Raw genomic sequence first — 25,557 nt, 5'->3', positions numbered from 1 at the left:
CTTATGCCGCGTTTCCGGTGCGGGCCAGCAGGTAGTCCGTCAACTTGTCGAAGGCCACTTCTACCTGTTCGCCGCTGGCCATCTCCTTCACCTGCGCGGCCTCGTCGGCGAGCTCGTTGCCGCCAATGATGAGCGTGTACGGGGCGTTCTGGCGGTTCGCCTCCTTCATCTGGGCCTTGAGCGAGCGCCCCTTCAGGTCGAGGGCCACATGCAACCCGGCGGCGCGGAGGTCTTGCACGGTGGAAAAGACCCATCGCTCGGCCGCATCCCCGAGGGCCGCGATAAACACATCCGGCGCCGCGGCCCCCGGCAGGTCGATGCCCGCCGCGTCGAGCGCAAGAAAGAGCCGCTCCATTCCCGCAGCAAAGCCGATGGCCGGCACCGGACGGGGGCTGCCCACCTCCTCAGCAAGCAGATCGTAGCGTCCGCCGCCGGCGAGGGCGCTCTGGGCGCCAAGGGCGTCGCTGGTGAGCTCGAACGTGGTGTGCGTGTAGTAGTCGAGGCCGCGCACAAGGAACGGATCTTCGGTGTACGACACGTCAAGGTCGTCCAGGTACGTCTTCACGGTGGCGTAGTGCGCGCGGGCGTCGTCGCTCACAAAGTCGAGGATGCGGGGCGCCTCCTGCAAGATCTTCTGTTCGTGGGCGCGCTTCGTGTCGAGGATGCGCAGCGGATTGCGCTCCAGGCGGCGCCGGCTCGTATCCGAAAGCTCGTCGGCGTACGGGGCCAGGTAGTCGCGAAGCGCCGTGCGGTAGCTGTCGCGCGTGCCTGCGCTGCCCAGCGTGTTCAGGCGGAGCTCCATGTTCTGGATGCCCAGTGCGCGGTACACGGCCATCATCAGCGCGATGGTTTCGGCGTCGGCCCGCGGGTCATCGGTGCCCAGGAGCTCACTTCCAAACTGATGAAACTGCCGGTAGCGGCCCTTTTGTGGCTGCTCCGCCCGGAAGCACGGACCGATGTAAAACAGCTTCTGCACGCCGCCGCGCTGCTCCAGGTGGTGCTGCAGGTACGCGCGCATCACGGGGGCCGTCACCTCGGGGCGCAGCACGTACTGCGTATCGCCGCGCTCAAAGGCAAACATCTCCTTCGACACGATGTCGGTAAGCTGCCCCACGCCGCGCGCGATAAGAGCCGTAGGTTCAAAAATAGGCGTGCGGATCTCCTCCAGGTTGAAGCGCGCCATCACGTCACGAATCACCGACTCCACATGGTGCCATTCGGCGCTGCTGGCAATGCGCGTGCCCCCGTCGTCGGTGTAGGCGTCGGGGAGGATGTCGAAGGTGCCTTTGATGTTCTGGAAGGTGCTCACGAGCACGCGACTGCTTTGGAAGAAGACCCGGGACGAAGACGGCACGCGGGGCGCCGATGCAGCCAAAACGAGGCGGCCCTTCGCGTGATTCCCCTCCGTCGTTATTTTGCACCCGGGGCGGCCGGGCCCAACAAGCGGCTCGCATGCCGGACGGAATTGTAACGAACGTGTATGTGAACACCGATCGGACAAAAGATGAACAGGAAATGGCCTGGACACCGCCTGTGCGCGCTGCTACTATGCCCATCGTCGAGGCGCGACAGTGCGCGTCGGCGGTTCACACCTTCCAGACAACCGACAGATGGTTATGGCCAACCAACAACGTCCCGATGCGTCGCGGCGCCGCTTTTTGAAGCATGCAGGAGCAGGGATGGGGGTGGCCGCGCTCCAGATTCATTCGGTAGAGGCACGTCATGCCGCTGAAGTGCGCCGCTTGCGGGCCGAACGCGGCGCGTCGCTTCAGCCCTGGATCACGGGGGACAACGCGGGCGCCGCGTCGGCCGCTGTGTACGCCGGCGAAGGCAACCTCACGCAGGCCGGCATCGAGCAAACGTCGCTCGGGAATTACTCCGCGGAAGCGCCCAGCGAAGCCTACGACGAACCACTGACGATGGAGGCTGTGGCCGGGCCCAACGGCATCGCGACGCCGTTCTTTGCCTCCTCGTCCTGATCTACGGAGCCGGCCGGCGACAGCCGTACGGGTTGACGGGTCCGTACAGCGTATGCACGCTGCTGTCGCTTGCCGCTCCGTTGTGTTGCCGTAGTCAAACAGCCAAGGTGCCGCCGGGGCCCTTGGCTGTTTGGCATTTAGGTGTTCGGCCAACGGCTCGTGTGGAGTGCCATGCGACGGTTGTGGATTGCCAGCGGATTATTGAAACGCCTCGTCGACGGTCGTCTGGGCGGTTTGATTTACAAAATTGGAGAGTGTTTTGATGCCGATGAGCGCCGTAATTTCGTAGAGGTCGCTGGCCGAGATGCCGCGGCTGCGGAGGTCGTCCTTTTCGTCATCCGAGAGCGCGCCGTGCTTGTCCATAATAAGCCGGGTCGCGCGCACCAAATCACGCAGGCGCTCGTCATCGGGGAGCTGCCCGGTACGGACGGCCTCAATATCGGCTTCGGGTACGCCCACCATGGCGCACGACTTGCCGTGGGCGGCGCTGCAGTAGTGGCAGTCGTTATACCGTGAAATGGTTAGGACGACAGTTTCGCGCTCTGCGGGATGCATGGTGCCCTGTTCCATGGCTTTCATGGTGGTAAGGTACGTGCGCGCCACCGCAGGATTGTGCTCCATCATCTCTTGCAACAGATTCGGCAGGAACCCGAACGCCTCTTGGGCCGAGCGAATGATGAAGTTGTCGAGGTCGTTTTGTTGGGCTGCAGAAGCTTCCATAATACGGAGATAGAGAATACAGGAGGACCAGGGGGGACGGTACAAGCGCTAGGCCCCTTCGTAGAGGCGCTGGCGAGCAGCCGTCTGGACGGGGAGCGGCGGAAGGGCGTCGTCGGTGGGCTGGAGGGCCGCGTCAATCGTGGGCGCGATGAGGTTGTTGGCAAAGCAGCTGAACGCTTTCATGCCAATGAGGGCGTACATTTCGTAAAGCGCGCCGCGCCCGAACCCCTCGTCTGCAAGCGATGCAAGCACGTCCTCATCAAACACGCCGCGCTGCGCAATGGCGTGCCGGGTGGTTTCGGCGAGGCGGTTGAGGCGCGGATCGGGCAGCGGGTCGTTCTGGAGCAGCGCGTTCACCACGTCGGGCGGCAGGCCTGCATCAAGCGCGGCCCGCGCGTGCACCACCGCGTCGTAGCGGCTCCGGTACGTAGCAACGGCCGCAAGGAGCACGACTTGGCGCTCGCGCGGTGTCAGCTGGCCGTCGCGCAAAAATACGTTGGCCGACAGGTAGGCCACCATGGGCGCTTCGGTGTGCGCGGCAATATCCGACAGGAAGTTAGGCACCACGCCAAAGGTTTGCTTGGCGATGCCACGGGGGTCGTTGGCAATGGCGGCTTGAAGGGCATCGGGGGACGCCGAGGACGAAGGGCGCGACATGGCACATCGGGGCTGTTAATTTAAGCGAATCAGCGTCCCGTCGTATTAGGGCGCCCCACGCGTGTTTTCAAATTATTATGTCACTTCGGGATATTTATGCAACGGCTCGCCCGGCGGGCATGCGTTGTCCGGTAAAACGCGGCGGCTGCGCTTTTACCTAGTGAGGCCGTATTTCATTCAGCGAAGACCCAAAGCCATGATGTTTCGCGTATCCGCAGTACTGATGTGCCTCCTGATTGGGGGGTGGAGCCTACGCACGGCACAGGCCCAAACGATCAAAAAACGCATCGCCGTGCTGTCGTTCGAAGACAAAACGGACCAAAACTACCGCTGGGGCAGCAAGAGCGCCGGCGAAGGGATGGCCGACATGCTGATTACTGAGCTGGTGCAGTCGGATCGCTACACGGTGCTCGAGCGCACGCAGATCAACAAGGTGCTGCAAGAGCAAGACCTCGGCGCGCGCGGCATCGTAACGGCACAGTCGGCTGCCGAGGTTGGAAAGATGCTGGGCGCCGAGTTGGTTATTTTTGGCGCGATCACCGAGTTTGGCTACAAGCAGCGCTCAACGGGCGGCGCCACGCGGCGCTTTGGCATCGGCATTAAGAGCACGACGGCTGTGGTGGCCACCGACGTGCGCATGGTGAACGCGACGACGGGCGAGATTGTCGCGGCCGAGAATGTGCGCAAGGAGGAGAGCAAGCGCGGCCTCAGCGTAGACACCGACAAGTTGGACTTTGGCTCGCAGAGTGCGTTCGACGAGTCGCTGGTGGGCGAGGCCACGCGCGAGGCCATCGACCGCATCGTAGCGCTGATTGACAACGGGGCGCAGAACGTGCAATGGAGCGCCAGCGTGATTACGGTGCAAAACGGCAACGTATTCATCAACGCCGGGGCCAATAGCGGGCTGGAGAACGGGCAGACGCTGGTGGTGAAGAAGCCCGGGCAGAGCCTCGTGGACCCCGAGACGGGGCTCAAGCTGGGATCGGTAGAAAAAACCATCGGCACCATCCGGGTCACCGACAACACGATGGGCAGCGGCCGGGCCGCGAAGTGTACCATCGTGTCGGGCAGCGGCTTTGCACGCGGCGACATTGTGCGCCTGCAAGCGGAGTAGCACGCACGGGCACGCCGGGGTTACGCGTCCTCGATGTCCTTGAGCTTGCGATACAGCGTGCGCTCGCTGATGTCCAGCGCTTCGGCGGTTTTGCGCCGGTTGCCGTCGAAGCGCTCCAGGGCCTGCCGGATCAAGTCGAGCTCCGCTTCAGCCAGCGTCGGAAGCTCGTCGTCTTCATCTGCCGCGTCGGCGCCTGTATCGCTCGGGGCCGCGGGGGCGGAGGGCTCGTCCTGCTCCACCTCATACACCACGTCGCGCACAAGCGCATCATAATCGGCCGACGCATCGGAGCGGCGCCCGCTGGTTCCGGAGCCGCTGCTGGGGGCATTTTGCGCGTCGGGCACGATGACGAAGTCGTCGTAGCGGGCGGGGAAGTCGCTCTTTTCGGCCACGCTGCGGGGCACCATTACGCCGATGTTTGAGCTGAGCTGGCCCATCTGATCCTTCAGGTCGCGCAGGTCCATGCGCATCTCCAGGATGGCGCGGTAGAGCAGCTCGCGCTCACGAAAGTCGTGGGCTTCGTTGTTTTGGCGGCGCTGGTTGTCGTCGTCCATGCGCACCAGACCCCGCGAGGACGCCCCGGCGCCCACATCGCGCAGGAGCGGGCGGAGGTCGTCGGCGGAGACGGTGTCGCCGCGCAGCAGCACCACGCACTGCTCGGCCACGTTGCGCAGCTCGCGCACGTTGCCGGGCCAATGATAGCCTTCGAGCAGCTCGCGGGCCGCGTCGGTGAGCTGCTTCATCGGCGAGTTGTACTCGTTGGCGAAGCGGTGCACGAACGTCTCAAAGATCGGCTCGATGTCTTCTCGGCGCTCGCGGAGGGGCGGAATGTCAATCAGCACAGTGCTGAGGCGATAGTACAGGTCTTTTCGGAAATTGCCGCGGCGCACTTCCTCCCCCAAGTCTTTGTTGGTGGCGGCCACGATGCGCACGTCGGTTGTGATTTGCTGCGACGCGCCTACCCGGCTAAACGTGCCCGACTCCAGCACGCGCAGCAAACGCACCTGCGCCGCCATGGGCATCTCGCCAATTTCGTCCAGAAAGATGGTGCCGCCGTCCGCTTCTTCGAAGTAGCCCTCGCGTTTTTGGACGGCCCCGGTGTAGGCGCCCTTCTCGGCACCAAAAAGTTCGCTCTCAATCAGGCCTTCCGGAATGGCCCCGCAGTTCACGATCACCATCGGCTCGTGGCGGCGCGTTGAGAGCTGGTGCACCACCTCGGCGATGAGCTCTTTGCCCACCCCGCTTTCCCCCTGCAGGAGCACGGTGATATCGGTTTGGGCAACCTGGCGGGCGCGGTCGATGACGTTTTTGATGGCATCCGAAGAGCCAACGATGCCGAAGCGTTCTTGAATAGAGGCGCGATCCATACGCAGCGCGATTGGTAGACACAAGCAAAGCAAACAACTGTCATCTTGACAGCATGGTATCACACCCCTTGCGTAGGGGCATGATCCCGTGTTGTTTAACGATGGTGTGAGCGCGTGGGCTGTGACTTCTGAACGGGGAATCGGACGCACGCGGCCCGCGTACAGGCCCTCCGTTTTCTGTTTATCGCGCCCTTTTCGCCATGGCCGAGACCGCACAACGCATAAAGGCTCACATCACCGGACGCGTGCAAGGCGTCGGGTTTCGCCACTTTACGACCACCACCGCGCGCCGCCTGGGCGTAACCGGGTGGGTGCGTAACGAACCCGACGGCTCGGTGCGCCTCGTGGCCGAGGGGCCGGCGGACGACCTGCAGGCGCTTGTGGAGGCGGTGCACGAGGGCCCGCCCGCGGCCCGCGTCGATGACGTGACGTCGTCGCGCGGGGCGGCCGAAGATGCCTTCTCCCAATTCGAGGTGCGCCACCACTGATGCCTACGCGCCGCGCTCTGCTCAACGAAGCGACGCAGCACCTGACGGCGGCGGCGTGCGAACAGCCGCGCCGCACCGCCGTGTGGCTGCTTGCCGACCTGCTGTCGCTTGCTACGGCCCGCCTGCTGGCGTTCGACGACGCGACGGTGCCGCCCGAACAGGCGGCGCGCTATCGCACGTGGGTGCGCCGCCGCGCGGCCGGCGAGCCGCTGCAGCACATTGTGGGCCACGTGTCGTTTTGCGGACTCCGCATCGCGGTGTCGCCTGCGGTGCTCATCCCGCGGCCCGAGACCGAAGAGGTGGTGCAGGCCGCGCTTGCGCGAATAGACGATCGCGCCGCGCCCCGCATCTTGGATGTGGGCACCGGAAGCGGCTGCATCGCGCTGGCGTGCAAGCACAAGCGGCCCGATGCACAGGTGACGGGCGTAGACGTGAGCGCGTCGGCGCTGGCTGTGGCGCGCCGCAACGCCGCGCGGCTGGATCTATCGGTTGCGCTGGTGGAAGCCGACGCGCGGGCCGCTTCCTTTCCGAACGTGGTGCCGGGCGGGTGTGACCTGCTCGTCTCCAACCCGCCGTACATCCCGGATGCCGAGGCCCACACGCTCGATGCCGTGGTGCGCGATTACGACCCCGCCCTCGCCCTCTTTGCGGGCGACGACCCGCTGACGTTCTATCGTTGCATCGCGCAGCACGCGGCTACGGTCCTTGCGTCGGGTGGCTGGTGCGTGTTCGAAACCCATGCCGACTTCGCAACAGGCGTGGCGGATGTGCTGCGGGCGCACGGCTTCACCGGCGTCGCGGTGCAGCACGACCTGGGCGGGCGGCCGCGTGTTGCGGCGGGACAACGTCCGCAGGCGCCCAAGCGCGGGTGAGCAGCGCCGGTGCAAGCAGCAACGGCATCGGTGTGCCCCCATACCACGCGGGCCCCGAGCTATGGCATGCCCGTGGCCCGCAGACGCGACGCTCAATGATGGAGGTCAGCTGTTTTGGCTAAGCGTTTCGGCCGTAATCATGCGGTCCTCGAAAAACGTGACCTTGCCGGTGTACACGTCGTGCATCGCGCCGATCACGATGAGCTTCCCGTCGCGCACCAATCCGCGAATGACCGGGCTGCGGTCGACGATGTTCTGCACGGTGATGTTCACATTTTCGTGGGCCACAGCCCGCACAAAGTCCTTGTTCTTCGATGTGCGCGGCCCGTCAACATCCTCTACCGAGTAGATGGCCGGTGCGAGGTTGGCCAGGGTGGCCGTTAGGTTGCCCATCTCCACTTGGTCGCACGCGCCCTTTACGGCGCCGCACTCGGTGTGGCCTAGCACCACAATCACCTTTGAACCCGCAATGGCGGTGGCAAACTCCAGGCTGCCCAAGATGTCGGTATTGATGAAGTTACCCGCCACGCGGGCCGAAAACACGTCGCCCACGCCCTTATCGAACACAATCTCGTGGGGCACGCGGCTGTCAATACATCCCAAGATGGCGGCCATGGGGTACTGCCCCTCCGCCGTTTGGCGGACCTGCGCCATGAAGTCGCGCTCAAGGGCCTCGCCGTTGATAAACCGCTGGTTGCCGTCTTTAAGCAGCTGGATCACTTCGGTTGGGGAAAGCGCGGCCTGCGTTTCGGCCGTAAGCGGTGCCGCGAGGTCGCGCGCGGTGGCGGGGTCTTGCGCAGCCGCAACCGGTACATACAGGGTGAAAAGGAAAGCGAACAGAAGGTAGCGCAGCGTAGACAGTTGCATACCAAAGGGGTGGTTGGTCGTAAAGGTTCTATCCCCGCGCGAGCATGCGTGCACGAGCTTTTGAGAGGTGACCACAACTTATTTCCTTCCTCGTTCCCGTTTAATGTAACGGAAATGGTTGGTCTGTACGCGTTTCCCGTCGAGTGGGGCGCTTTAAGCATCGGTCGGGGAGGCGATGAGCGCCTGTTTGGCGCTGCGCTGCAGTTGTTTGATGGCGTATTCGCGCTGCATGGCCTCCGACTGCGTCGCGTGGGCTTCGCTGTACACGAGCGTAACCGGCGTACGGCCGCGGGTGTAGCGGGCGCCGGTGCCGGCGTTGTGCTCGGCCACGCGGCGCGCTACATCCGTGGTGTATCCCGTGTACAGGGTGCCGTCGGCGCAGCGCACCATGTATACAAAGTGTGTAGGCTCCTCCGGCATTGGGGCATTACTTCGATTCCTGCATCGCGCGCTTAACGGCTTTGCGCAGCCGCGGCTGGTGCAAGTGCACCGGAGCTTCTTTCTTGTCTTTGCGAGCGCGCCCCACACGTAGGTTCAGCATCTCAACCAGCAGCGAGAAGCCCATCGCCGAATAGATGTACCCTTTGGCGACATGCGTGCCAAAGCCCTCCGCCATGAGCGTGACGCCAATGAGAAGCAAAAAGCTAAGGGCCAGCATCTTCACCGTGGGGTGCTTATCGATAAATGAAGAGATGCGTGCCGCGGAGAGCATCATGATGCCAATGGCAATGGTGACCGCGATAATCATGACCGCAATGTCCTTGGCCATGCCCACAGCGGTAATGACTGAGTCGAGCGAAAACACAACATCGAGGACAAAGATCTGTGCCACCACGCTGGCAAACGTTGCCTGCGCAGAGGCTGTGTCGTGCTCGTCATCGCCCTCCAGCTTGCCGTGAATCTCGTGCGTGCTTTTGCCAATCAGGAACAGGCCGCCAGTGACCAGGATGAGGTCGCGGCCCGAAAAGGCATGCTCAAACAACGCAAACAGCGGCTTGGTAAGGCCCATGATCCACCCAACGGCAAGGAGGAGCGCCACGCGGCCCACGAGCGCCGCGATGAGTCCCACGCGCCGGGCCAGGGCTTGCTGATCTTCCGGCAGCTTGTTCGAGAGAATAGAGATGAAGACGATATTGTCGATGCCCAGCACGATTTCCAAAATCGTGAGCGTGCCCAGGGCAATCCAGGCTTCCGGGCTGGCAATCCACTCCATGAGCGGTTGATGGCTGATGAGAAAAGATGCGATCAAGCACCTGTAGCATCCCCATCAGCGACCGACAATGCGTGCTTATTTTTGTGTAGAATTTGTTAAGATATGACGCTTGGGCAGATGGTCATGATGCGGTAACGGCACGCCCGGCGCCCGCGTCATTCAAACGGCTCAGATAGAAAGCGGGACAGCGTGTCGACCCGTTCGCGCTCAAGAAGCGGCTCAAGCGCCTGAATGATGAGGCTCACGCACGTTGCGCGGTACATCAGGCTCTCGTCGGCCCGACCGTTATCGAACGTTTGCTGCTGAATCTGCGTGTTCAGCATCATCCAGTGGCACTTCATCTCCATGTACTGAAGCGCCAGCCCGCGCATCAGCTCATCGGGCGTTTCGATATTTAGCAATCCCTTGCAGATGCGATTTCGCAGCCCCGAGACATACATGTGCACCGCCCGCCGTTGCGCGCTTGTGCTGCCCTCCCAGTTGCCTAGCACTTCGGTCCATTGGTCGTCGAGATCTTCGCGCAGGGCAGCTTCAATGGTGCGGTGGGCGTCCGGAACAGAGTCGATGGCAGTCACAAGGCAAGAGCGTAAGTACGAAATGGTAAAACGAACACCTTAAGAATAGCCGGCGGTCGGCGCAAGGATTCCGCAGATACCGACATGGTTACAGGAATCCGGTGCTCCAAAAAGATCGTCATGTTTGGCTTCAGGCCAGGGCAATCGCATGAGTAACCGTGCAAACAACACGTGCGCTTCAAAGATGGCTCGTGCTTCCGGGGCATGCCGTCGTCTTTTTGCATACCATCCCTGAACGGCGTCAGGACGAACCTTAAATTGATGCGATTGCCTGGGTTTTAGGCAGCGGGCTTGAGTAACAGTATGCGTTTTGGTATTATGATATGTTCGTGCTGCTATATCGAAGCAGCACCTTACAGCCTCTTATGCCTATGGCTACTTCAACGTCTTCACCGCCGGCCGAATGGTACGAAGCGCAGTGGACGGCGCTGTGCAATGTGCTGGGAACGGACGACCCGTCGGAAGTGGTGCCGCGTGTGCGCACGCTGCATGAGCAAATGCAACGGCTCGACGAGCAAAACAGCCGGGGCGAAGGGCTCGTGACGGTGAGCGAGGTCGAGGATGTGTTTCAGCAGATGAACCAGCGGCTGGAGCGCCTGCGCGACCGCAACCGTACGTTGGTCGAGCAGCTGGAACACGGCGGGGGCGCCGATCGCAAGGAGGCGGTCTTCCGGGCCCTGCACGACGAAACCGAGGCCCTGCTGGATGCCCTGGGCGTAGCGTCGATTGACGAGGCCCGCAACCGCGTGCAGTCGCTGACCAACCACCTGGAGCGGCTGTACCGCGAGAAAGAGAAGCTGGTGAACGCCGGCTACGAATCGGTAGACGCGCTGCTCGACGACCTGCACAAGGCCGAGGTACGCGCAGAGAAATACAAAAAGCTGAAGCGCGAGAAGCAAAAGCTGAAGCAGACCAAGCGCACGGCCACAGGCAGCATTCGACCCGATACCGCCGTGCTGCAGGCGGCTACGGCGCTGCGCCGGGTGCTGGGCATCGACACGGTGGGCGAGGCGCAGGCCGTGGTGCACACCCTGGAATCCATCGAGCAACAGCTGCGCAAGCTGCTGCCGGCCGATGCGGCCCCTGAGGATATGCCTTCTGATGCCGGCGAAGCCGAGAATGCGCGGAAGGCGCCCGACCTCATCACGCGCATCGAGGCGTACGCCACCGCCCTGCACGAGTCCGACCCGGTGCGCGTGTTGCCCAAGAAGCTGCGGAATTTATTGGGCATCGAGTCGGTGCCCGACGCGCAACAACTGGCCGATATGATTCGGGGCATGGCCGAAGAAATCGACACGCTCAAAGAGCAACACGCTGCTCTCGACGCCACCGGCTTTGAGGTGCCGGAGATTATCGATCACCTGCAGGCCCTCCGCGGCGCGCGCTCGCCGGCCGACCGGCACCTGCCCGCCACCGAAGCCGCGAGCATGCGGCTGCTCATCAACACGCTGGAGACGCAGCTCGATGCGCTTCAAGACCAGCAGCGCATCCTGATTGAGCACGGCTTGCAGAACGCCGAGACGGCCGTGCAGCGCGTCGAACAGCTGGAGCACGACCGCAAGCAGCTGGCCGAGCATCTCGCGCAGGTGATGGAGACCTTGCAAGCCCCGCCCCCGCCGCCGACTGACCCCGCGCCCCCGGCCGATCCGGCCCCTACGCCGCACCGCACGCCGCCGGTGGTCCCGTCGGATGTTCTCGCGCGCCTCGACGCGGACGGCTGCGACGTGGTGAACGATTTGACGGTGGGCGCCTTCTGCCTCGACGATGCCGGCGTTGTGCAATGCGCCAACGCCATGGCCCTCGAGGTGCCGGGCATTACAGCGAGCGATCCGGCCTCCGTTGTAGGAAAGCCGTTCTTCGATGCCCTCGCACCGGCTGCGCGCACGCCGCTGTTCTACGGGCGCTTCGCAACCGGCGTAGCCCAAGAAGCCCTCGACACCGCGTTTCTTTACACGTTTACAGCCGCCGGATACACGCCGCGGGCGTTCGCCGTTCATATGTATCGCGCATCTACCGGAACGTGGCTACTCCTGCGTCCCCTCACCGCCCCGTAAACCGAACCGTGGGAACGCACACGCCACGCAGTGTTTTGACGTTGGCCGGTTCATCTTACCTTTGCTTACGGACGTAATGGCCTGCCATGAGCGATTCGGCCCACCCATCACTTCCTGAATCGGAGCGCCCTTCATTTACGCCCGCCGAGGATGCGGCGGCCCGCGCCGCGACCACGCACACGCTGGAGCACCTGCCGCAGGTGTTGCAGGAGGCCTTGTCGGGCATGCAGCAAGAGACCGAGCGGGCCGCAGGGGCGCTGCACGCCGCCCGCGCAACCATCGACGGATTGCAGGAGGCCCTGGCTGCCAAAGAGCGCCGCATCGAGGCCTTAACCTCCGAGTGCAATCGGCTGGAAGCCGCCAACAAGCGCCTGATGGAAGAGGCCGATGCGCTGGAGGGGACGAACGAGGACCTCAACATGATCATTGAAAACCTGGAGGAGCAGCTGGCGCAGTACCCCGAGGTGGCCGACGACGAAACGCTGCTGCACCTGCAGGCGCCCCCGCACGAGGTGCGTCGTCAGCTGAACGCCTTCATCGAGGCCATCGATCGGTACCTGGAGGCGCCAGTGCCCGAAACCTTGCAAGCCGCGCTATCGGCGGTGAAAGATCGTGCCCCCCAATCGTCCTAAGCATATCTTATGAGTGAAGACGCTGCGTCGAAGTCCGTTCGGGTTCAAATTTTGGGGCGAGAATACGCACTCCGTGTCTCGGCCGAAGATGAGGAGCACACCCACCGCGTGGCGCGCGTGGTGCACGAGCGCATGAAAGCCTTTCGCGCGGCGCATCCCGAGCAGGACGAGCTCACCACCGCCGTCATTACAGCCCTCGGACTGGCCGATGAGCTCCACACGGTCAACGAACAGCGCGATCAGGAAGCGGAGCAAGCGGCCGCCGCGTTGCACAAGCTGACGGAGCAACTCGCGGAAGCCGTTGCCGATGCAGCGCTTCCGGAACCAGAAGAGGCCGTCCCATCGTCCACTGCGGATGCATAGATTGCCCGCCGGTATCCGCGGTCCTCGCTTGCTTCGTCTTATCCGTTGGCTATGATTCTTTCATTTCTGGTTGCGTCGTCTACCGTCGTATTCACCATGGATATGCTGGTGGTTTTCGGCATCATCGGGTGCGCGCTTCTCTTGTTTATCACCGAAGTGTTGCCGCTCGACGTGTCGGCCATTGCCGTGATGGTGTTGGTGATGGTGCTGGAGCCGTGGACGGGCGTGTCGCCGAGCGACGCGGTATCGGGCTTTTCGAGCGCGGCCACGCTCACGGTGCTCGCCATGTTCATCATAAGCGAGGGCGTGCGGCGTACCGGACTGCTGCAATCCATTGGCAACCGGATCGTGGCGTGGGCCGGCGGCCGATCCTTTCGGGCCTACGGGGCCTTGGTGGGCGTTTCGGGCACCACCGCCGGATTCATTAACAACACGCCCGTGGTGGCCATGATGATACCCATGGTGATGAGCATCGCGCGGCGCACCAACACGTCGCCCTCGAAGTTGCTCATGCCTGTGTCCTTTGCGGCCATGATGGGCGGCATGCTCACGCTCATCGGCACGTCAACAAACATTTTGGCGAGCGACGTGAGCGCCCGGCTGTTGGGCCACCCTTTTTCCATGTTTGAGTTCACAAGTCTGGGGGCCCTCGTACTTGTGGCGGGCACCATTTACTTGCTCACCCTGGGGCGCGCGCTGCTTCCGGTGCGCGTGAAGCCGCAGGACGACCTGACGGAGGAGTTTGCCCTGAGCAACTACCTCGCCGAGGTGACGGTGCACGCCGATTCGCCGCTCATTGGAAAGGTGGTCGAGACCACGATGGCTGCCCTCCACGTTGATGTTGACGTGGTGCATCTGGTGCGCGACGGGAACGTCTTTCCGGCGCCCATTGGCAACAAGCAGTTTCGGGCGGGCGACACGCTGCTGCTGCGCACCGGCCGCGAAGAGCTGCTTCAGCTCATGAGCACCCAGGGATTGGAGCCGGCCGGGTCGAGCACCATCACCGAAGAAGACTTTGACGTACCGGGCGAGTCGCTAGTCGAGGTGGTGCTGCTTTCGGAAAATCCGTTGGTTGGCGAGACGCTTCGCTCCATCCGCTTTGCGCAGCGCTACGATGCGCTCGTGCTGGCAATTCGCCGGCGGGGCGAGGTCCTAAACAACCATCTGGATAGCATTCCGCTGCAGGGCGGCGATACGCTGCTCGTGCAGGCCGCCTCGGCCTCGTTGCAGCGCTTGAACAACAACCGCTCGTTTGTGGTGGTGCAGCAGCAAGAGGCGCCGGAATACCGCACGGAGAAGCTGCCCATTGCGCTGGCCATTCTGGCCGGCGTGGTGGGATTGGCCGCGTTTGAGGTGGTGCCCATTTTGGAATCGGCGCTGGCCGGCATTGTGGCTATGGTGGTGACCGGCTGCGTGCAGCCCAACGAGATGTACCGATCCGTTGACTGGAGCGTCATCTTTTTGCTGGCGGGGCTCATTCCACTGGGCATGGCCCTCGAGCGCTCGGGGGCCGCGGCCTACATGGCGCACTACTTGGCGAGCAGCGTGGACGGGTTGCCCGTGGTGCTCATTTTGTTTCTGTTTTACCTGTTTACGGCCGTAATCACCGAGGTGCTGAGTAACAACGCGAGCGTCGTGCTCATGATACCCATCGCGATTGAGTCGGCCCAGCTGGTGGGCGGCGATCCGTTCTCGTTCGTGCTTGTCGTTACCTTTGCCGCAAGCACGGCGCTTATGACGCCCGTGGGCTACCAAACGAATCTGATGGTGTACGGCCCCGGCGGCTACCGGTTTACCGACTTCTTTCGCGTGGGCGCGCCGCTGCAGCTCATTCTGGCTGTTGTAACGTGCGGCGGCATCTGGGCGCTTTGGGGCGTGTAGGGCTGCGTTGGGAGCGCGCTGGGCACACGTAAAGCCCCCACGCGTTGAGCTAGCGCATGTACTTGTTTGTCAGCTTTTTCTGCGCATGATTCTTCCCATTTACGCCTACGGCCACGACGCGCTGCGGGCCGAAACGCACCCGGTGACCGAAGACTCCGACGCGTTGCAGCAGCTCATTGATGACATGATTGAGACGATGCACGCCGCGGCGGGGATTGGGCTGGCCGCCCCGCAGGTGGGCCGCACCGAGCGCCTCTTTGTGGTCGACGTTTCGGCCCTGGCGGATGACTTCGACGAGCCGTTGCCGCCCCAGCCGATGGTCTGCATCAACCCCAAGATTGTGGATGAGAGTGAGGCGACGGTTGAGTACGAAGAAGGCTGCCTGTCGATTCCGGAGATCCGTGAAGCGGTGACGCGCCCCGAGCAGGTGCGCCTGCAATACCTCGACCGCTCGTTTGCGCCGCAGGAGTACGCCGTCGGCGAGTTTCTGGCGCGCGTCATTCAGCACGAGTACGACCACCTGGAGGGCGTGCTGTTTACCGACTACCTCAGCAGCTTTCGCAAGCGATTGCTCAAGCGCCGCCTGCGCCGCATCGCCGAAGGCGACGTCGACGCCGGGTACCCCCTCGTCGCCCGCGATGGCTCGACCGTCGAACCCGCCTCGCAGCTATAAAAAGAGGTTGACGGTGAGCACGTGCAGCGGGTCGCGCACAAACGGTTCAAGCATAAACGCGTAGCCGACGCGCAGCTTGAGCGTCCCCAGGGTGTGGCGAATGCCAAAGCCCGCCGTGGGCCGCATCCCGTCCATGCCATCGTCGCTGATGCGATCGGCGCCGGCCCGCAGCGTCATCTTCTGTAGCGGGCGGTACGCCACGCCCAGGCGCGCACGCTGGTCGTAGCGCCGCACCGTCTCGGTGGTAAATTGGTTGACGAGGCGGCCGCCGCCCTGCCGCACCACACGTACACGGCGCTCGCGCTCTACGATCCGCGTTTCGTATTCAGCCATCACGCGGAAGCGGCCGTCGGCTATCGTGTAATGGCTACCCACGCGCACCCGCACCGGAAAACGGTCGGAGCTGCTTTGGCCGCCCACCGCGCCGGTGTCCCAGTTGTACGTCGCCAAAATGTCGTTTGCGGCCAGGGCTACCGTTAGTTGCGGGGTGGCGCGGTACGTGGCCCCCAGGTCAACGCCAAACCCAACAGAGGCATCGGTGACATCGTAGTAGTTGGCTTGGTAGAGATTCAACGCGACGCCCGCGGCGAACTGTTCGCTAAAGCGATTGCCAAACGCCAAGAAGAGGTTGTACTCGTCGGTTGAGAGGGTGCCGGTACGAAAGCCATCGGCGTTGCGGGCGTCGATGGTGCTCACGCCTGCGTGAATGACGCCCACTTCGAGGCCCGCCGTGGGCCCCAGCGGCGTCTGAAAGGCAGCAAACTGCAACGACCGATCGAACGTCATGAGCGCCGCCGAGAGCTGCACGTGCTGGCCCGTTGCGTAGGCGGCCAGCGCCGGGTTGTAGTACGCGCTCACGTCGCCCGACACGTCGGCCGTTTGCGCATTGCCCAGTGCCATGCCCCGCGCCCCAAAGCCGAGGCGCGCAAAGGCCCCAGGCCCCACCGCTTGGGCAGCGGCCGGCGGAACGAGGCCCAGCAGCACAAACGCAGCGCCGGCGGCCCATAGGCAAACAGAACGAAAAGAAATCATGACGCCGGGTTAGTCAATCAGGAGAATTTTTCCGCGGGCGGTGGCCGAAGGCGTTTGCACCTCGTAAAAGTACGGCCCGTTGGGCAAACGCAAGCCGCCAGCCCCGCGTCCGTTCCAGGCCACCTCGTGCTCGCCCGCTTGCGGGGCTTCGTCGCGTAGCACGCGCACCTCGTTCATGCCAAAGTCGTAGATGCGCACCGTAACGCTACCGGCCTGCTCGGTGGCGTACCGGATGCGCGTTTGGCCATCGGCCGAAGGAGTGAACGGGTTCGGATAGGCGTACGTGCGTACCGCAGGCACCGCCTCGCTGGGCGTTTCTGGTTGCAGCGGAACGTTCACGCGAAAGAGCTGCCATGTGGGGTGCGTGCCGAGGTCGCCGTCGATGAGGGCACCCTCGTTGGTGGTGCGCAGCAGGCCCTCGGTGGTGCCCACCCACAGGGCGCCCGTGGTGGTGGCGAGGCTGCGCACCCCTACGCCGGGCGGCAGGCGCACATCGGCCGCGGGCACGTCGAACTGCTGCACCGCTTCCCACGAGCGGCCGCTGTCCGTCGACACGAACAGCCCGTCGTCGCCGCCCGCATACACAACGGTGTCGCCGGCGGCCGTGCTGCGAAAGGCAAAGTCAAAGATGCGCTGGCCGAGTAAGGTCTGTTCGATGGTGCGCCCGCCGCCGCGCACGACGGTAACGCCAAAGCGCTCGGGTCGTTGGGTGCTTCGGTTGAGGGCCCAGCTGGCCATCCACAGCGGATTGCGGCCCGGCGCGGGCTGCTCGGCAATGCGCACCACCGCATCGCCGGTGGGGGCATTGGGCGTTCCATCGAAGGGCACGTGTCGCCAGGCGCGGTCGCTGCTTCCGGCCACCGGCTCCGAGTAGTTGAATCCGTTGGCGGTGCCCACCCAGGCGGTACCGGTCTCGTCGACGACGACGCTGTACGCAAAGTGGTTCAGAAAGCCCTGCCGCGATTGCGTGGGCGCGACCAGCGGGAAGTTGTATGCTTCGGTGGGCGTGATGAACGAGGCGGTGTCGGGCGGGAGGACGATGCGCTCCCACGTTTGACCGTTATCAACCGAGCGCCGCAGCCCGCTTGCCGCGCCGGCCACCCACACGGCCGTTGTAGAGGGCACGTAGGCGATGCTTTGGGGCGTTGCGCTCTCTTCCTGCACCGTGGGCACCGCCGGAAGGGTATTGGCGCCGTACTGCACCGTCGTATCGGTGGGGCTGTCGAGTGCAGGGGGGCGCTGCGTAAACGTTTCGCCGCCGTCGGTGGAGAAGAGGAACCCGCCCGCCGCTGCGCTGCCGCCGCCGGCATCGAAAGCCAGGCCGGCCCACAGCACGGTGCGCGCAGGGGTGGCGTCGACATCGAGCCCGAAGACCACGTTTTCGCCGCTTGTGAGCGCCGGGGCCTCTGCCGCCAGGAAGTTGGTGGTGCCGTTGGGCGCCAGGTAGATAAGCGGCCCAAACCAGAGCGAGTCGCCGGTGGCCGTCATCACCTGCACCAGGTTGCTGGGCGGGCCGCCCACAGGGCGGAGCATCGGCGGGGTGGCGGGGCGTTGCGGCGCGGGTTGGACTTGCGCGTGCGCCGCGCCGGCCATCAACCAACCGCTCACGAAAAACATCCAGAACAAACGCATCATGGCGAGGCCTCGGGGGCGTCAGCGGGAACGAAGCGAATACGGCCCTGCACCTGGTTGCTCACCAGGCTGTCGTTGTCGATGGCGTACACGCGGAGGGTGTACTGCGTGTTGAGGGTAGCCGGCACGCCCACGTTGAGGCGCGCTTCGTAGCGGTTGCCCGCAGCCGGTTGCAACGGTCCGCTGATGGCAGCCTGTGGGGCGCTGGCCGGCGCCAACGTGTACACCACGCGGGCCACCGCGCCGTCGGCATCAGCGGCGCGCACGCCCATGTCAATCAGCACGCGAGCGGTGCCGTCTGAGACTTGATCGGGCGGAAGCGCCGCAGCGTTTATGCTGTCGGGTGCGTACTGAAAGGCCCCCACCTGTGGCGGGGTGGGCGTTGGGGCTACGCCCGATGGGTTGTTGTCGCACGCAGCCAGTATCAGCAGCACGCCGCAGACGCCATACCAGCGCCATCGAAACGGATTCATGTTAGGCCACGGTGATTGGTTGGAAGCTGAAGCACAGAAGAAAGATGGCAATGCAGGCGTAGCCCAGGTAGCGCTGGCGGCGCGTGAGCGGTTGCTCGTAGCGCACCGGCGGGTGCTCTACCCGCACCAAGAAGATGATGATGAGCACCCAAAGAAACCAGCCGGTGTACCCAATGTGGGTAATGCCCAGCCAGCGCGCCCCGCCCACCGCAAGCAGCAGCCCGGCAAGGGACGGGGCAATGTGCTCATGCGCGCCATTCATGATGCGGTACAGCAGACCGTAAAACAAGCCGGCCATCAGAATCCAGGCTCCTTCGCCCAGCCACACCGACTGTTCCGCCAGCCACGGCCGGATGTCGTCCATAAACCCAATGCCGCCCGACCACAGCAGCAACAGGACAAAGCCGCGCGCAAGGCGCCGGTGCCAGCGACGACCAAAAAGGGCATACAGAATGTGACCGCCGTCCAGTTGTCCGACAGGCAGCAGGTTTAGGGCGGTAAAAAAGAGCCCCAGCCAGCCGGCAAACAGCACCGGGTAATGATAGATTTCGTACATCGGCGGCACGTGCGCAAAGAACTGCGACAGGAACCAAAAGAGGGGCGTTTGGCCGATGAGGATCACCGTTGCGCTTTGGGCGGGCAGGCGCTCGGCGGGAAACGCGCCGTGTTGCTGAATGTAGGCCTTCAGCGCCTCGTGGCCGGGTTGCGTGAGGAGATACTCGGGGCCTGGGAGCGTGGCGAACCCATACAAGAGAACGCCGAGCGCCACAACGAAGCCTGCGAGGGGGCCCGCGGCGCCAATGTCGAACAGGATGCGCGTGGAGGGAATGGGGTCGCGGATGCGAATGACGGCCCCAAAGTTTCCGATGCCATTAAACGGAAACGGAATGTAGTAGGGCAGCGATGCGTTGATACGATGGTGCCGCGAGGCGAAGTAGTGCCCAAACTCGTGCACCGTAAGGAAGCCTACAAGGGGCACGGCGTACCGCAGGCCATCGACCACCGCCAGCCACCATCCCATGTCGTTGTAGAGCAGCACGCGGCTGGCCCACTGAGCGCCCGCGTAGATCGTAGAGACCACGGTGAGCACGAAAAGGAGCGCATGCAGCCAGTAGCGGTTGCGTGGCGGAGCGGCCGACGACGCGGCCGAAGCATCAGAAGGCGCAGTAGAAAAGGGGCGCACAGAGGCGAGCGGGGCTGAAGCGAAGGGTAATGAGCCACGTTTCGCGTACGCCCCCTTCCGCCCGATGTTCATCCGCCGCCCAAAAGCGTCATTTTCGCCTGCAACGCGTCATCATCCACGTCGGCAAGCAGGTTGCGGGTATCCACAATGGCCGGGGCATGGTCGGCGATGAGGGCCGCATCAAACGCCGCATGGTCGGTGATGATGACGGCCACGTCGTGGTTGGCGAGCACCTCTGGCGTGCAGTCGACCTTCTCGATGGTGCGCCGCGTGCCATCGGGCTGCGGTACCGTGAACCCATCTACGTGCGGATCGGCAAAGTGGATGGTGTCGATGCCTTTGGCGCGCAGCTGCTTGATGACGGTTTCGGCCGGGGAGTGGCGCGTATCGTCCACGTTCCCTTTAAAGGCAACGCCCAGGATGAGGACGCGTGCGTCGGACAGCGCGATGGGCTGTTTGGCAATGGCTTCGACCACCGCCTCGGTGACGTAAAACGGCATGCCCTCGTTGATGCGGGCCGCGAGGGTGATGAAGCTCGTCTCGAAGTCGTAGCGCTTGGCAATCCAGGCCAGGTAGTGCGGGTCGATGGGAATGCAGTGGCCGCCGAGGCCCGGGCCCGGGTAGAACGGCATAAAGCCGAAGGGCTTTGTTGCAGCGGCCTCTACGACCTCCCACATCGAAACGCCGCCCATGCGGTCGCAAAGGCGGGCCAGCTCGTTCACCAGCGCGATGTTGACCGACCGGAAAATGTTTTCCAGCAACTTTTCCATCTCGGCCACTTTGGGGTTGGCCACCGTGTGCACCTCGCCGACGATGGCATCGAGCGCGCGCCGCGTGAGCTCGGTGCACACCGGCGTGACGCCGCCTGCGACCACCGGCGTGTTGGCGGTGGTGTACTCTTTGTTGCCGGGGTCGATGCGCTCGGGGCTGAACGCCAAAAAGTAATCCTCGCCGAGGGTCCACCCGTGGTCGCGGCCCTCGCGGTCTAGGATGGGCTGCACCACGCCTTCTGTGGTGTTGGGATAGGTGGTGCTCTTCAGGATAACCAGCTGCCCAGGTCGCAGGTGGTCGGCAATGGACTGGGCCGCGGACTCAATGTAGGTCGTGTCTGGCTCCTTCTGAGGAGTAACGGGCGTCGGCACGCAGATGTAAAACACGTCGACATCGGCGCACGCCTCAAAGGACGTCGTGCCCTGCAGCGTCTCCTGATCAACCAAGCTGCGCACGTGGTCGTCGTCGAGGTCTTCAATGTAATTGTCGCCGGCGTTGAGGCGCGCCACCCGTTGCTCATCTACGTCAATGCCGATGGTGGAAAACCCTTGGGCCGCATATTCAACGGCCAGCGGCAGGCCCACATACCCCAGCCCAATAATGCCAATGGTCGCGGATTTGTCGTGCAGGCGGTCGGCCAATTGCTGGGCCGGTCCGCTCAATGCCGGGCCGGCGGGTGGGGCTTCGCCATTGGGCGTCGATACGTGGGTTGGGCTGTTCATACGTGCAGGTCAAAAGTGAGGAGGTACGTCGTTATGCAGGGCCGTCACGGGCCGGACGGGCGGATCAGGACCGGGCGCTCGTTGGAGGTAGGGACGGCCTGAATGCTAAGGTCGAACTGCCGGCACGGAATGCCCAGGGCCGCGCATCGTTCGTGCAGGCGAAGGCGCTTGCGAGCCGACAGGTGGTCGGTTGTAATGATAAGCGTCTCGATGTCGTGCGCTTGGCACAGCGCTTCGAGGCTGCCGCCGCGCCCCAGCACCTGGAGGCCCTGGATGCGCTGGCCCTGTTTGAGTGGATCGTCGTCGAGGAAGCCCACGGGAACAAGGTCGAGGTGGTCATTTTGCCGGAGCTCGCGCACCGCGAGACTACCGGCGGCGCCGGCGCCATAGAGCAGCGCGCGCGCCCCCTGGTTGGCCTTGGACGCCAAGTACTGCCGCAGGCCGCGAAATCCGAAGCGCACGCCGGTCACCGCCAGGGTGACGGTCATCCAGTCGATGATGAGCACAGCCAGCGACACGCGATTGGGGCCCTGCCACGCCGCAATGAGGCCGCCCACGACGAGTGACGCAAGGGCCGTTGCGGCGCCGGCACGAACAATCTCGGGCGTTCCGGCATGGCGCCAGATGCCGCGGTATAAGCCCATCGCGTAGAAAACAGCAATTTTGATGCCCACGACAAGGGGCAGGAGCAGCGTCAACTGCTCTTCATGCGGCACCGACAAGCCCTGTTCAAACCGAAGGTAGTGGGCAAGGACAAAGGCCGCGGCCACCAGCACCATATCGGCGAGGACGCCAAGAAAAGCTTTCCAGCGATCGCCAAACAAGCGATACAGCAAGTGCGAGGGGTTGCGGCGCCGCGAGGCGGCGGCGCCGTGCCCGTCGCCTTGCGTGGGAGCGCCCGACGACTCGTACACGTCGGCACGGGCCAGCTGAATGCCAAACACAATCAGGGCGATGGCCCAAAAGCCCATGAGGGCGTAAAAGAGTTTGAGGTCAACGACGAGGGCTGCCAGCGCGAGCCCGCCGGACAACAGGCTGAGGCCGTACAGCATCAGCACGGCATGGCGCTCCGACAGTCCGAGAAAGACCAGCCGGTGGGAGGTGTGGTCGCGGCCTCCTTGCGAGACCGCGCGGCCCGCGAGCTTGCGCACGAAGGTGACGAGGGTCGTATCCAGAATGGGCACTGCCAGAACCGCCACAGGCACAAGAACGGCGGCACCCTGCACCGCCGGCGGCACCTCTTGCTGAATCATGACGGCCAGGCTGGCAATCAGGTAGCCGAGGAAGAGGCTGCCGCAGTCGCCCATGAAAATGCGGGCGGGGTTAAAATTGAAGACGAGGAACCCCAGCGATGCGCCGCTCACCACCAGTCCCCACAGCACAGCCACCGGCTGGCCAACCCAGGCAGCAAATCCGGCCATCACGAGGGCGGCAATGCCGGCAATGCCGGCCGCGAGGCCGTCCATGTTGTCAAGGAGGTTGATGGCATTGGTGATGCCCACCACCCACAAGAACGTGAGCGGAAACGAGATCCAGATCGACCAGCTTTCGGCAAATGCGTAGCCGGCAAACAGGAGCAGAGCGGTGGCTATGCTTTGGGCCGCGAGCTTTGCGCTGGGCTGAACGCCGTACCGATCATCGATGAAGCCCACCACAAACATCAGCAGGGCACCGCCGGCAATAAGGAAGGAGGCCTGCGACGGACCGCTGCCCATCCAACCGGCAAAAACGGCCGGCGCGATGGCCAGGCCGCCCATCAGCGCCGTGGGCGTCTCGTGCCACCGATCGGCCTCGGGATAGGCGAGCCACTCGCGGGCGTGAGCTAACCGAATAACAAGCGGCGTAAACAGAAGCGTGGCAAAGAACGCAACACTTCCCGCGATGTACCAGGGCCAATTCATGTTGGTCGGACGTATGGTGTCACGTGCACGTTGTGAACCAAGGAGGAAGATAAATTGCATGAAGCAGCAAAGGCTTCACGCTTGTGAACGGACAATGTCGCCCGTATGTGTGCCACGGTGTAGCCCCGCAGGTCCCCTCCCCACAAGAAATAGCTTCTTCTTTGTCTAAGACGCAAAGGGTGACCCTAGCGTAACATGCGTGCCTTTGGGCCAGCAGCGGCCATAACGTGTTACGAGGCCGCCGGAGCTGGGCGTGGCCGCTGCTTTTCGTAGGCGATCACATCGTCAAGAATGTCTTCTGTGGTGTGTTGGGGGGCATAGCCCACCACCGAGCGAATCTTATCGAGGTTGGGCGTGCGCCGCTTCATGTCTTCGAACCCCGGCCCGTAGACCTCTTCGTAGGGGATGTGGTCAATCGCTGCGGAGGAGCCGGTGCGCGCGATGACACGCGCGGCGAGATCGTTGATCGTGACTTCTTCGTGGTTGCCGATGTTAAAGATTTCGCCTTCGGCCGCGGGGGCGTCGAGCAACGCACGCACAGCCGCCACCGCGTCGCGCACATGGGTAAAGCACCGCGACTGCGTGCCGTCGCCAAATACCCGCACGGGGCCACCCGCGAGGGCCTGGCGTACAAACGTGGGGATGACCATGCCGTACTGGCTAGACTGCCGCGGGCCTACCGTATTAAAGAACCGCATGCACACCACCGGCACATCATACTCGTCGTAGTACGCGCGCGCCAGGAATTCGTCCATGGCTTTCGAGCAAGCATAGGCCCACCGCCGCTTTTCAGGCGTGCCCAGCGTCCAGTCGTCACCTTCGGAGAGGTCGTTGAGCGACGGGTCCTTTTGCATGGCCTTCCCGTACACTTCCGACGTGGAGGCAAGCAGCACCTTCTTGTCAAGATGATGGGCGAGTTGCAAAACGTTTTCGGTGCCGCCCACATTGGTCTGAATCGTTTCCACCGGATGCTCCATGATGCGCTTCACACCCACCGCGGCGGCGAGATGGATCACCGCATCGCACGGGCGCATGATCTGCTCAAGCGTGTGCGCGTCGAGGACGTTGCCTATGGTAAGCGCAAACCGATCATTGCTGGCAAGATGCTCGATGTTCGTGCGCCGACCGGTCGATAGGTTGTCGAACGCATGAACCGAGTGGCCGTCAGCGAGGAGGGCATCCGCCAGATGGCTGCCTATAAAGCCGGCTCCGCCAGTAATGAGGTAGCGCATGGGGCATTCACTAAGCAAAAAACGAAAGCAGAAGAGGCTGGCCGTACGGATATGTTAACAGCCAGCACAAACCAGTAGCTAATGTAAGAGACGGGGCAAGGAATCGCTACCCCGAAATCTAGGCTTTCAAATAAGACGCAATGAAAGCTCGTTAGGGAAAGAGGGGGCGCGGTTAGGCGTGCTGCGCCCATACCCGCTCTGCAAATTCGTAGAACGGCTGCTTTTGGTGAATCCAGCCGAAGTGAAGGATGAAGGGCGTCACGTACATGTAGTCACCAAACCCGGGGAGCTTCGTGACGAGGGAAATGAGCGTATCGCGCAGGCCTTCCAGGGGAATGCCGCGCAGGCTGTACGTAAAGCGGGAGCTGTAGTACCGGCAGCGCACGGTGCAAAAGTCCGGGTCGTAGGTTGTGAGCCCTTCAATGAAGTCAAGCTGCGGACTGTTGATGCCCTGCCACCACGGGAAGACGGGCACGTTGCGTTTGCTCATGGCCATGGCCAGGCTCCACTCGCAGGTTTCTTCCGAGCGCCCCTCGTCGAGGCGGCTCCGAAAGTGCATGGCATCGACCTGGTCGAGGAACGAAGACGCCAGGGCGCACACTTCCTCAGTAAGCGCGTCGTCTTGGGCGTAAATCATGCCCGCTTGTACGCGGGGAAGGTGCGTGAGGCCAAACCGGCGAAGGGTGCGCTGGCGGCGCATCAGCAGCATGTCCAAAAGGACGCCTGCCCCCTTCGGCCCGCCAAAGAAAAAGTCGGCGCGTTGCAATCCGGTAGCCGTAAACGGATACGACGACAGTTGGGCCCACAGCGGGTCGGGGTTGCGGCAGAACACCATATCGGCATCCAAGAAAAGGGACCGGTCAAAGGGCTTGAACCGGTCCAGCGAATGCTTGAAGCCAACGATGGAGTGGTGGGGTTCGGGGAGATCTTCCAAAACCGCGAACGCATCGCTTAAACCGCGCGCCGCGAGGGCCGCTTGGTGATGGGGCGGGCAATAGAGGGCTACGGGCCGGGTGGTATCATACCGCCGCAAGGTCTCTACCGAAGCTACGACGTGATGCACATACCGCTCCGGACCGTAGCTGTGATAAACGTACCCTTCGGTGGGGGAGGACATGGAGTGTGGATTGATTCATTGGTCCGCGAGCCGCGCAGC

At 63.4% G+C, this 25,557-nt stretch carries 25 protein-coding genes; 9 read left to right on the top strand and 16 right to left on the bottom strand.

All coding sequences use genetic code 11. The annotated features are described in order from the left end of the window. Position 1 precedes the first annotated feature (1 nt). Complete coding sequence (hisS, locus tag SALLO_RS0109605; protein ID WP_228702801.1) at positions 2-1,354, bottom strand: histidine--tRNA ligase; 1,353 nt, start codon at positions 1,352-1,354, stop codon at positions 2-4. A 262-nt stretch (positions 1,355-1,616) separates the two neighbouring features. On the opposite strand from hisS, the gene SALLO_RS16445 reads away from it, so the two are divergent. After that, positions 1,617-1,979, top strand: coding sequence for a twin-arginine translocation signal domain-containing protein (locus SALLO_RS16445; RefSeq protein WP_022836095.1), 363 nt, complete (start codon positions 1,617-1,619; stop codon positions 1,977-1,979). Between the two features lie 198 nt (positions 1,980-2,177). Here the strand turns inward: SALLO_RS16445 and SALLO_RS0109595 are convergent, their stop codons facing one another. Both SALLO_RS0109595 and SALLO_RS16440 read right to left on the bottom strand, forming a co-directional pair. Next, positions 2,178-2,699 (bottom strand): carboxymuconolactone decarboxylase family protein, encoded by a 522-nt coding sequence (locus SALLO_RS0109595; protein WP_022836094.1) that lies wholly within the window; start codon positions 2,697-2,699, stop codon positions 2,178-2,180. Positions 2,700-2,747: 48 nt separating this feature from the next. Continuing rightward, the gene (locus SALLO_RS16440; protein ID WP_022836093.1) at positions 2,748-3,356 is read right to left on the bottom strand and encodes a carboxymuconolactone decarboxylase family protein; all 609 of its coding nucleotides are present in this window, start codon (positions 3,354-3,356) and stop codon (positions 2,748-2,750) included. Positions 3,357-3,552: 196 nt separating this feature from the next. Between SALLO_RS16440 and SALLO_RS0109585 the strand changes: the two genes are divergently transcribed. After that, positions 3,553-4,470, top strand: a complete 918-nt coding sequence (locus tag SALLO_RS0109585) for a CsgG/HfaB family protein (protein WP_084696237.1) — start codon at positions 3,553-3,555, stop codon at positions 4,468-4,470. A gap of 20 nt (positions 4,471-4,490) precedes the next feature. Here SALLO_RS0109585 and SALLO_RS0109580 read toward each other — a convergent pair whose 3' ends face one another. Further along, a complete protein-coding gene (locus tag SALLO_RS0109580; protein ID WP_022836091.1) occupies positions 4,491-5,837 on the bottom strand; it encodes a sigma-54 interaction domain-containing protein in 1,347 nt (448 codons plus the stop codon). Positions 5,838-6,037: 200 nt separating this feature from the next. Between SALLO_RS0109580 and SALLO_RS0109575 the strand changes: the two genes are divergently transcribed. Together SALLO_RS0109575 and prmC are read left to right on the top strand one after the other, a co-directional pair. Next, a complete protein-coding gene (locus tag SALLO_RS0109575) occupies positions 6,038-6,325 on the top strand; it encodes an acylphosphatase (RefSeq protein WP_022836090.1) in 288 nt (95 codons plus the stop codon). Continuing rightward, positions 6,325-7,197 (top strand): peptide chain release factor N(5)-glutamine methyltransferase, encoded by an 873-nt coding sequence (gene prmC / locus SALLO_RS0109570; protein ID WP_022836089.1) that lies wholly within the window; start codon positions 6,325-6,327, stop codon positions 7,195-7,197. Before SALLO_RS0109575 ends, prmC begins: the two co-directional genes overlap by 1 nt. A gap of 105 nt (positions 7,198-7,302) precedes the next feature. Here prmC and SALLO_RS16435 read toward each other — a convergent pair whose 3' ends face one another. The 4 genes from SALLO_RS16435 to SALLO_RS16430 form a co-directional block, all read right to left on the bottom strand. Further along, positions 7,303-8,064, bottom strand: a complete 762-nt coding sequence (locus SALLO_RS16435; RefSeq protein WP_022836088.1) for a carbonic anhydrase family protein — start codon at positions 8,062-8,064, stop codon at positions 7,303-7,305. 153 nt (positions 8,065-8,217) lie between these two features. After that, positions 8,218-8,484 (bottom strand): GIY-YIG nuclease family protein, encoded by a 267-nt coding sequence (locus SALLO_RS0109560; protein ID WP_022836087.1) that lies wholly within the window; start codon positions 8,482-8,484, stop codon positions 8,218-8,220. 7 nt (positions 8,485-8,491) lie between these two features. Beyond that, on the bottom strand, positions 8,492-9,277 hold the full coding sequence (locus SALLO_RS0109555) for a TerC family protein (RefSeq protein WP_022836086.1): 786 nt from the start codon (positions 9,275-9,277) through the stop codon (positions 8,492-8,494). Between the two features lie 155 nt (positions 9,278-9,432). Next, positions 9,433-9,852, bottom strand: a complete 420-nt coding sequence (locus tag SALLO_RS16430; RefSeq protein WP_022836085.1) for a hypothetical protein — start codon at positions 9,850-9,852, stop codon at positions 9,433-9,435. A gap of 371 nt (positions 9,853-10,223) precedes the next feature. On the opposite strand from SALLO_RS16430, the gene SALLO_RS17825 reads away from it, so the two are divergent. The 5 genes from SALLO_RS17825 to def all read left to right on the top strand — a co-directional run bounded on the left by SALLO_RS17825 (position 10,224) and on the right by def (position 15,455). After that, entirely contained in the window at positions 10,224-11,906 is a 1,683-nt protein-coding gene (locus SALLO_RS17825) for an AAA family ATPase (RefSeq protein ID WP_022836084.1), read from the top strand. Positions 11,907-11,992: 86 nt separating this feature from the next. Then, complete coding sequence (locus tag SALLO_RS0109540) at positions 11,993-12,538, top strand: hypothetical protein (RefSeq protein ID WP_022836083.1); 546 nt, start codon at positions 11,993-11,995, stop codon at positions 12,536-12,538. Between the two features lie 9 nt (positions 12,539-12,547). Continuing rightward, on the top strand, positions 12,548-12,901 hold the full coding sequence (locus SALLO_RS0109535; protein ID WP_022836082.1) for a cell division protein ZapA: 354 nt from the start codon (positions 12,548-12,550) through the stop codon (positions 12,899-12,901). A gap of 51 nt (positions 12,902-12,952) precedes the next feature. Next, complete coding sequence (locus SALLO_RS0109530; RefSeq protein ID WP_022836081.1) at positions 12,953-14,782, top strand: SLC13 family permease; 1,830 nt, start codon at positions 12,953-12,955, stop codon at positions 14,780-14,782. A gap of 85 nt (positions 14,783-14,867) precedes the next feature. Beyond that, positions 14,868-15,455 carry a peptide deformylase gene (def, locus tag SALLO_RS0109525; protein ID WP_022836080.1) on the top strand — a complete coding sequence of 196 codons (588 nt, stop codon included), beginning with the start codon at positions 14,868-14,870 and terminating at the stop codon, positions 15,453-15,455. Here the strand turns inward: def and SALLO_RS0109520 are convergent. The 8 genes from SALLO_RS0109520 to SALLO_RS16410 form a co-directional block, all read right to left on the bottom strand. Continuing rightward, a complete protein-coding gene (locus SALLO_RS0109520; protein WP_022836079.1) occupies positions 15,450-16,487 on the bottom strand; it encodes a PorV/PorQ family protein in 1,038 nt (345 codons plus the stop codon). The two genes, def and SALLO_RS0109520, sit on opposite strands and share 6 nt — an antisense overlap. Positions 16,488-16,496: 9 nt before the next feature. Then, the gene (locus tag SALLO_RS0109515) at positions 16,497-18,122 is read right to left on the bottom strand and encodes a FlgD immunoglobulin-like domain containing protein (RefSeq protein ID WP_022836078.1); all 1,626 of its coding nucleotides are present in this window, start codon (positions 18,120-18,122) and stop codon (positions 16,497-16,499) included. Beyond that, entirely contained in the window at positions 18,119-18,592 is a 474-nt protein-coding gene (locus SALLO_RS16420; protein WP_022836077.1) for a hypothetical protein, read from the bottom strand. The genes SALLO_RS0109515 and SALLO_RS16420 overlap by 4 nt, the downstream gene beginning before the upstream one ends. A gap of 1 nt (position 18,593) precedes the next feature. Continuing rightward, on the bottom strand, positions 18,594-19,775 hold the full coding sequence (locus SALLO_RS0109505; RefSeq protein WP_028567102.1) for a site-2 protease family protein: 1,182 nt from the start codon (positions 19,773-19,775) through the stop codon (positions 18,594-18,596). Between the two features lie 68 nt (positions 19,776-19,843). Continuing rightward, positions 19,844-21,268: a nucleotide sugar dehydrogenase gene (locus SALLO_RS0109500; protein ID WP_022836075.1), complete on the bottom strand. Its 1,425-nt coding sequence runs from the start codon at positions 21,266-21,268 to the stop codon at positions 19,844-19,846. Between the two features lie 44 nt (positions 21,269-21,312). Further along, entirely contained in the window at positions 21,313-23,169 is a 1,857-nt protein-coding gene (locus SALLO_RS17820) for a glycosyl transferase (protein WP_022836074.1), read from the bottom strand. 230 nt (positions 23,170-23,399) lie between these two features. Next, on the bottom strand, positions 23,400-24,401 hold the full coding sequence (locus tag SALLO_RS0109490) for an NAD-dependent epimerase/dehydratase family protein (RefSeq protein WP_022836073.1): 1,002 nt from the start codon (positions 24,399-24,401) through the stop codon (positions 23,400-23,402). Positions 24,402-24,573: 172 nt separating this feature from the next. Continuing rightward, the gene (locus SALLO_RS16410; protein WP_022836072.1) at positions 24,574-25,518 is read right to left on the bottom strand and encodes a glycosyltransferase family protein; all 945 of its coding nucleotides are present in this window, start codon (positions 25,516-25,518) and stop codon (positions 24,574-24,576) included. Positions 25,519-25,557: the final 39 nt, after the last annotated feature.

The organism is Salisaeta longa DSM 21114, from assembly GCF_000419585.1.
GTDB classification, from domain to species: Bacteria; Bacteroidota; Rhodothermia; order Rhodothermales; family Salinibacteraceae; genus Salisaeta; species Salisaeta longa.
This window is presented reverse-complemented; position numbering and strand designations above follow the sequence as displayed.

Coding starts and splice junctions, on each gene's coding strand:
- SALLO_RS16445 (WP_022836095.1), top strand. CDS start 1,617: ATGGCCAACCAACAACGTCCCGATGCGTCGCGGCGCCGCTTTTTGAAG.
- SALLO_RS0109595 (WP_022836094.1), bottom strand. CDS start 2,699: ATGGAAGCTTCTGCAGCCCAACAAAACGACCTCGACAACTTCATCATT.
- SALLO_RS16440 (WP_022836093.1), bottom strand. CDS start 3,356: ATGTCGCGCCCTTCGTCCTCGGCGTCCCCCGATGCCCTTCAAGCCGCC.
- SALLO_RS0109585 (WP_084696237.1), top strand. CDS start 3,553: ATGATGTTTCGCGTATCCGCAGTACTGATGTGCCTCCTGATTGGGGGG.
- SALLO_RS0109580 (WP_022836091.1), bottom strand. CDS start 5,837: ATGGATCGCGCCTCTATTCAAGAACGCTTCGGCATCGTTGGCTCTTCG.
- SALLO_RS0109575 (WP_022836090.1), top strand. CDS start 6,038: ATGGCCGAGACCGCACAACGCATAAAGGCTCACATCACCGGACGCGTG.
- prmC (WP_022836089.1), top strand. CDS start 6,325: ATGCCTACGCGCCGCGCTCTGCTCAACGAAGCGACGCAGCACCTGACG.
- SALLO_RS16435 (WP_022836088.1), bottom strand. CDS start 8,064: ATGCAACTGTCTACGCTGCGCTACCTTCTGTTCGCTTTCCTTTTCACC.
- SALLO_RS0109560 (WP_022836087.1), bottom strand. CDS start 8,484: ATGCCGGAGGAGCCTACACACTTTGTATACATGGTGCGCTGCGCCGAC.
- SALLO_RS0109555 (WP_022836086.1), bottom strand. CDS start 9,277: ATGGAGTGGATTGCCAGCCCGGAAGCCTGGATTGCCCTGGGCACGCTC.
- SALLO_RS17825 (WP_022836084.1), top strand. CDS start 10,224: ATGGCTACTTCAACGTCTTCACCGCCGGCCGAATGGTACGAAGCGCAG.
- SALLO_RS0109540 (WP_022836083.1), top strand. CDS start 11,993: ATGAGCGATTCGGCCCACCCATCACTTCCTGAATCGGAGCGCCCTTCA.
- SALLO_RS0109535 (WP_022836082.1), top strand. CDS start 12,548: ATGAGTGAAGACGCTGCGTCGAAGTCCGTTCGGGTTCAAATTTTGGGG.
- SALLO_RS0109530 (WP_022836081.1), top strand. CDS start 12,953: ATGATTCTTTCATTTCTGGTTGCGTCGTCTACCGTCGTATTCACCATG.
- def (WP_022836080.1), top strand. CDS start 14,868: ATGATTCTTCCCATTTACGCCTACGGCCACGACGCGCTGCGGGCCGAA.
- SALLO_RS0109520 (WP_022836079.1), bottom strand. CDS start 16,487: ATGATTTCTTTTCGTTCTGTTTGCCTATGGGCCGCCGGCGCTGCGTTT.
- SALLO_RS0109515 (WP_022836078.1), bottom strand. CDS start 18,122: ATGATGCGTTTGTTCTGGATGTTTTTCGTGAGCGGTTGGTTGATGGCC.
- SALLO_RS16420 (WP_022836077.1), bottom strand. CDS start 18,592: ATGAATCCGTTTCGATGGCGCTGGTATGGCGTCTGCGGCGTGCTGCTG.
- SALLO_RS0109500 (WP_022836075.1), bottom strand. CDS start 21,268: ATGAACAGCCCAACCCACGTATCGACGCCCAATGGCGAAGCCCCACCC.
- SALLO_RS17820 (WP_022836074.1), bottom strand. CDS start 23,169: ATGAATTGGCCCTGGTACATCGCGGGAAGTGTTGCGTTCTTTGCCACG.
- SALLO_RS0109490 (WP_022836073.1), bottom strand. CDS start 24,401: ATGCGCTACCTCATTACTGGCGGAGCCGGCTTTATAGGCAGCCATCTG.
- SALLO_RS16410 (WP_022836072.1), bottom strand. CDS start 25,518: ATGTCCTCCCCCACCGAAGGGTACGTTTATCACAGCTACGGTCCGGAG.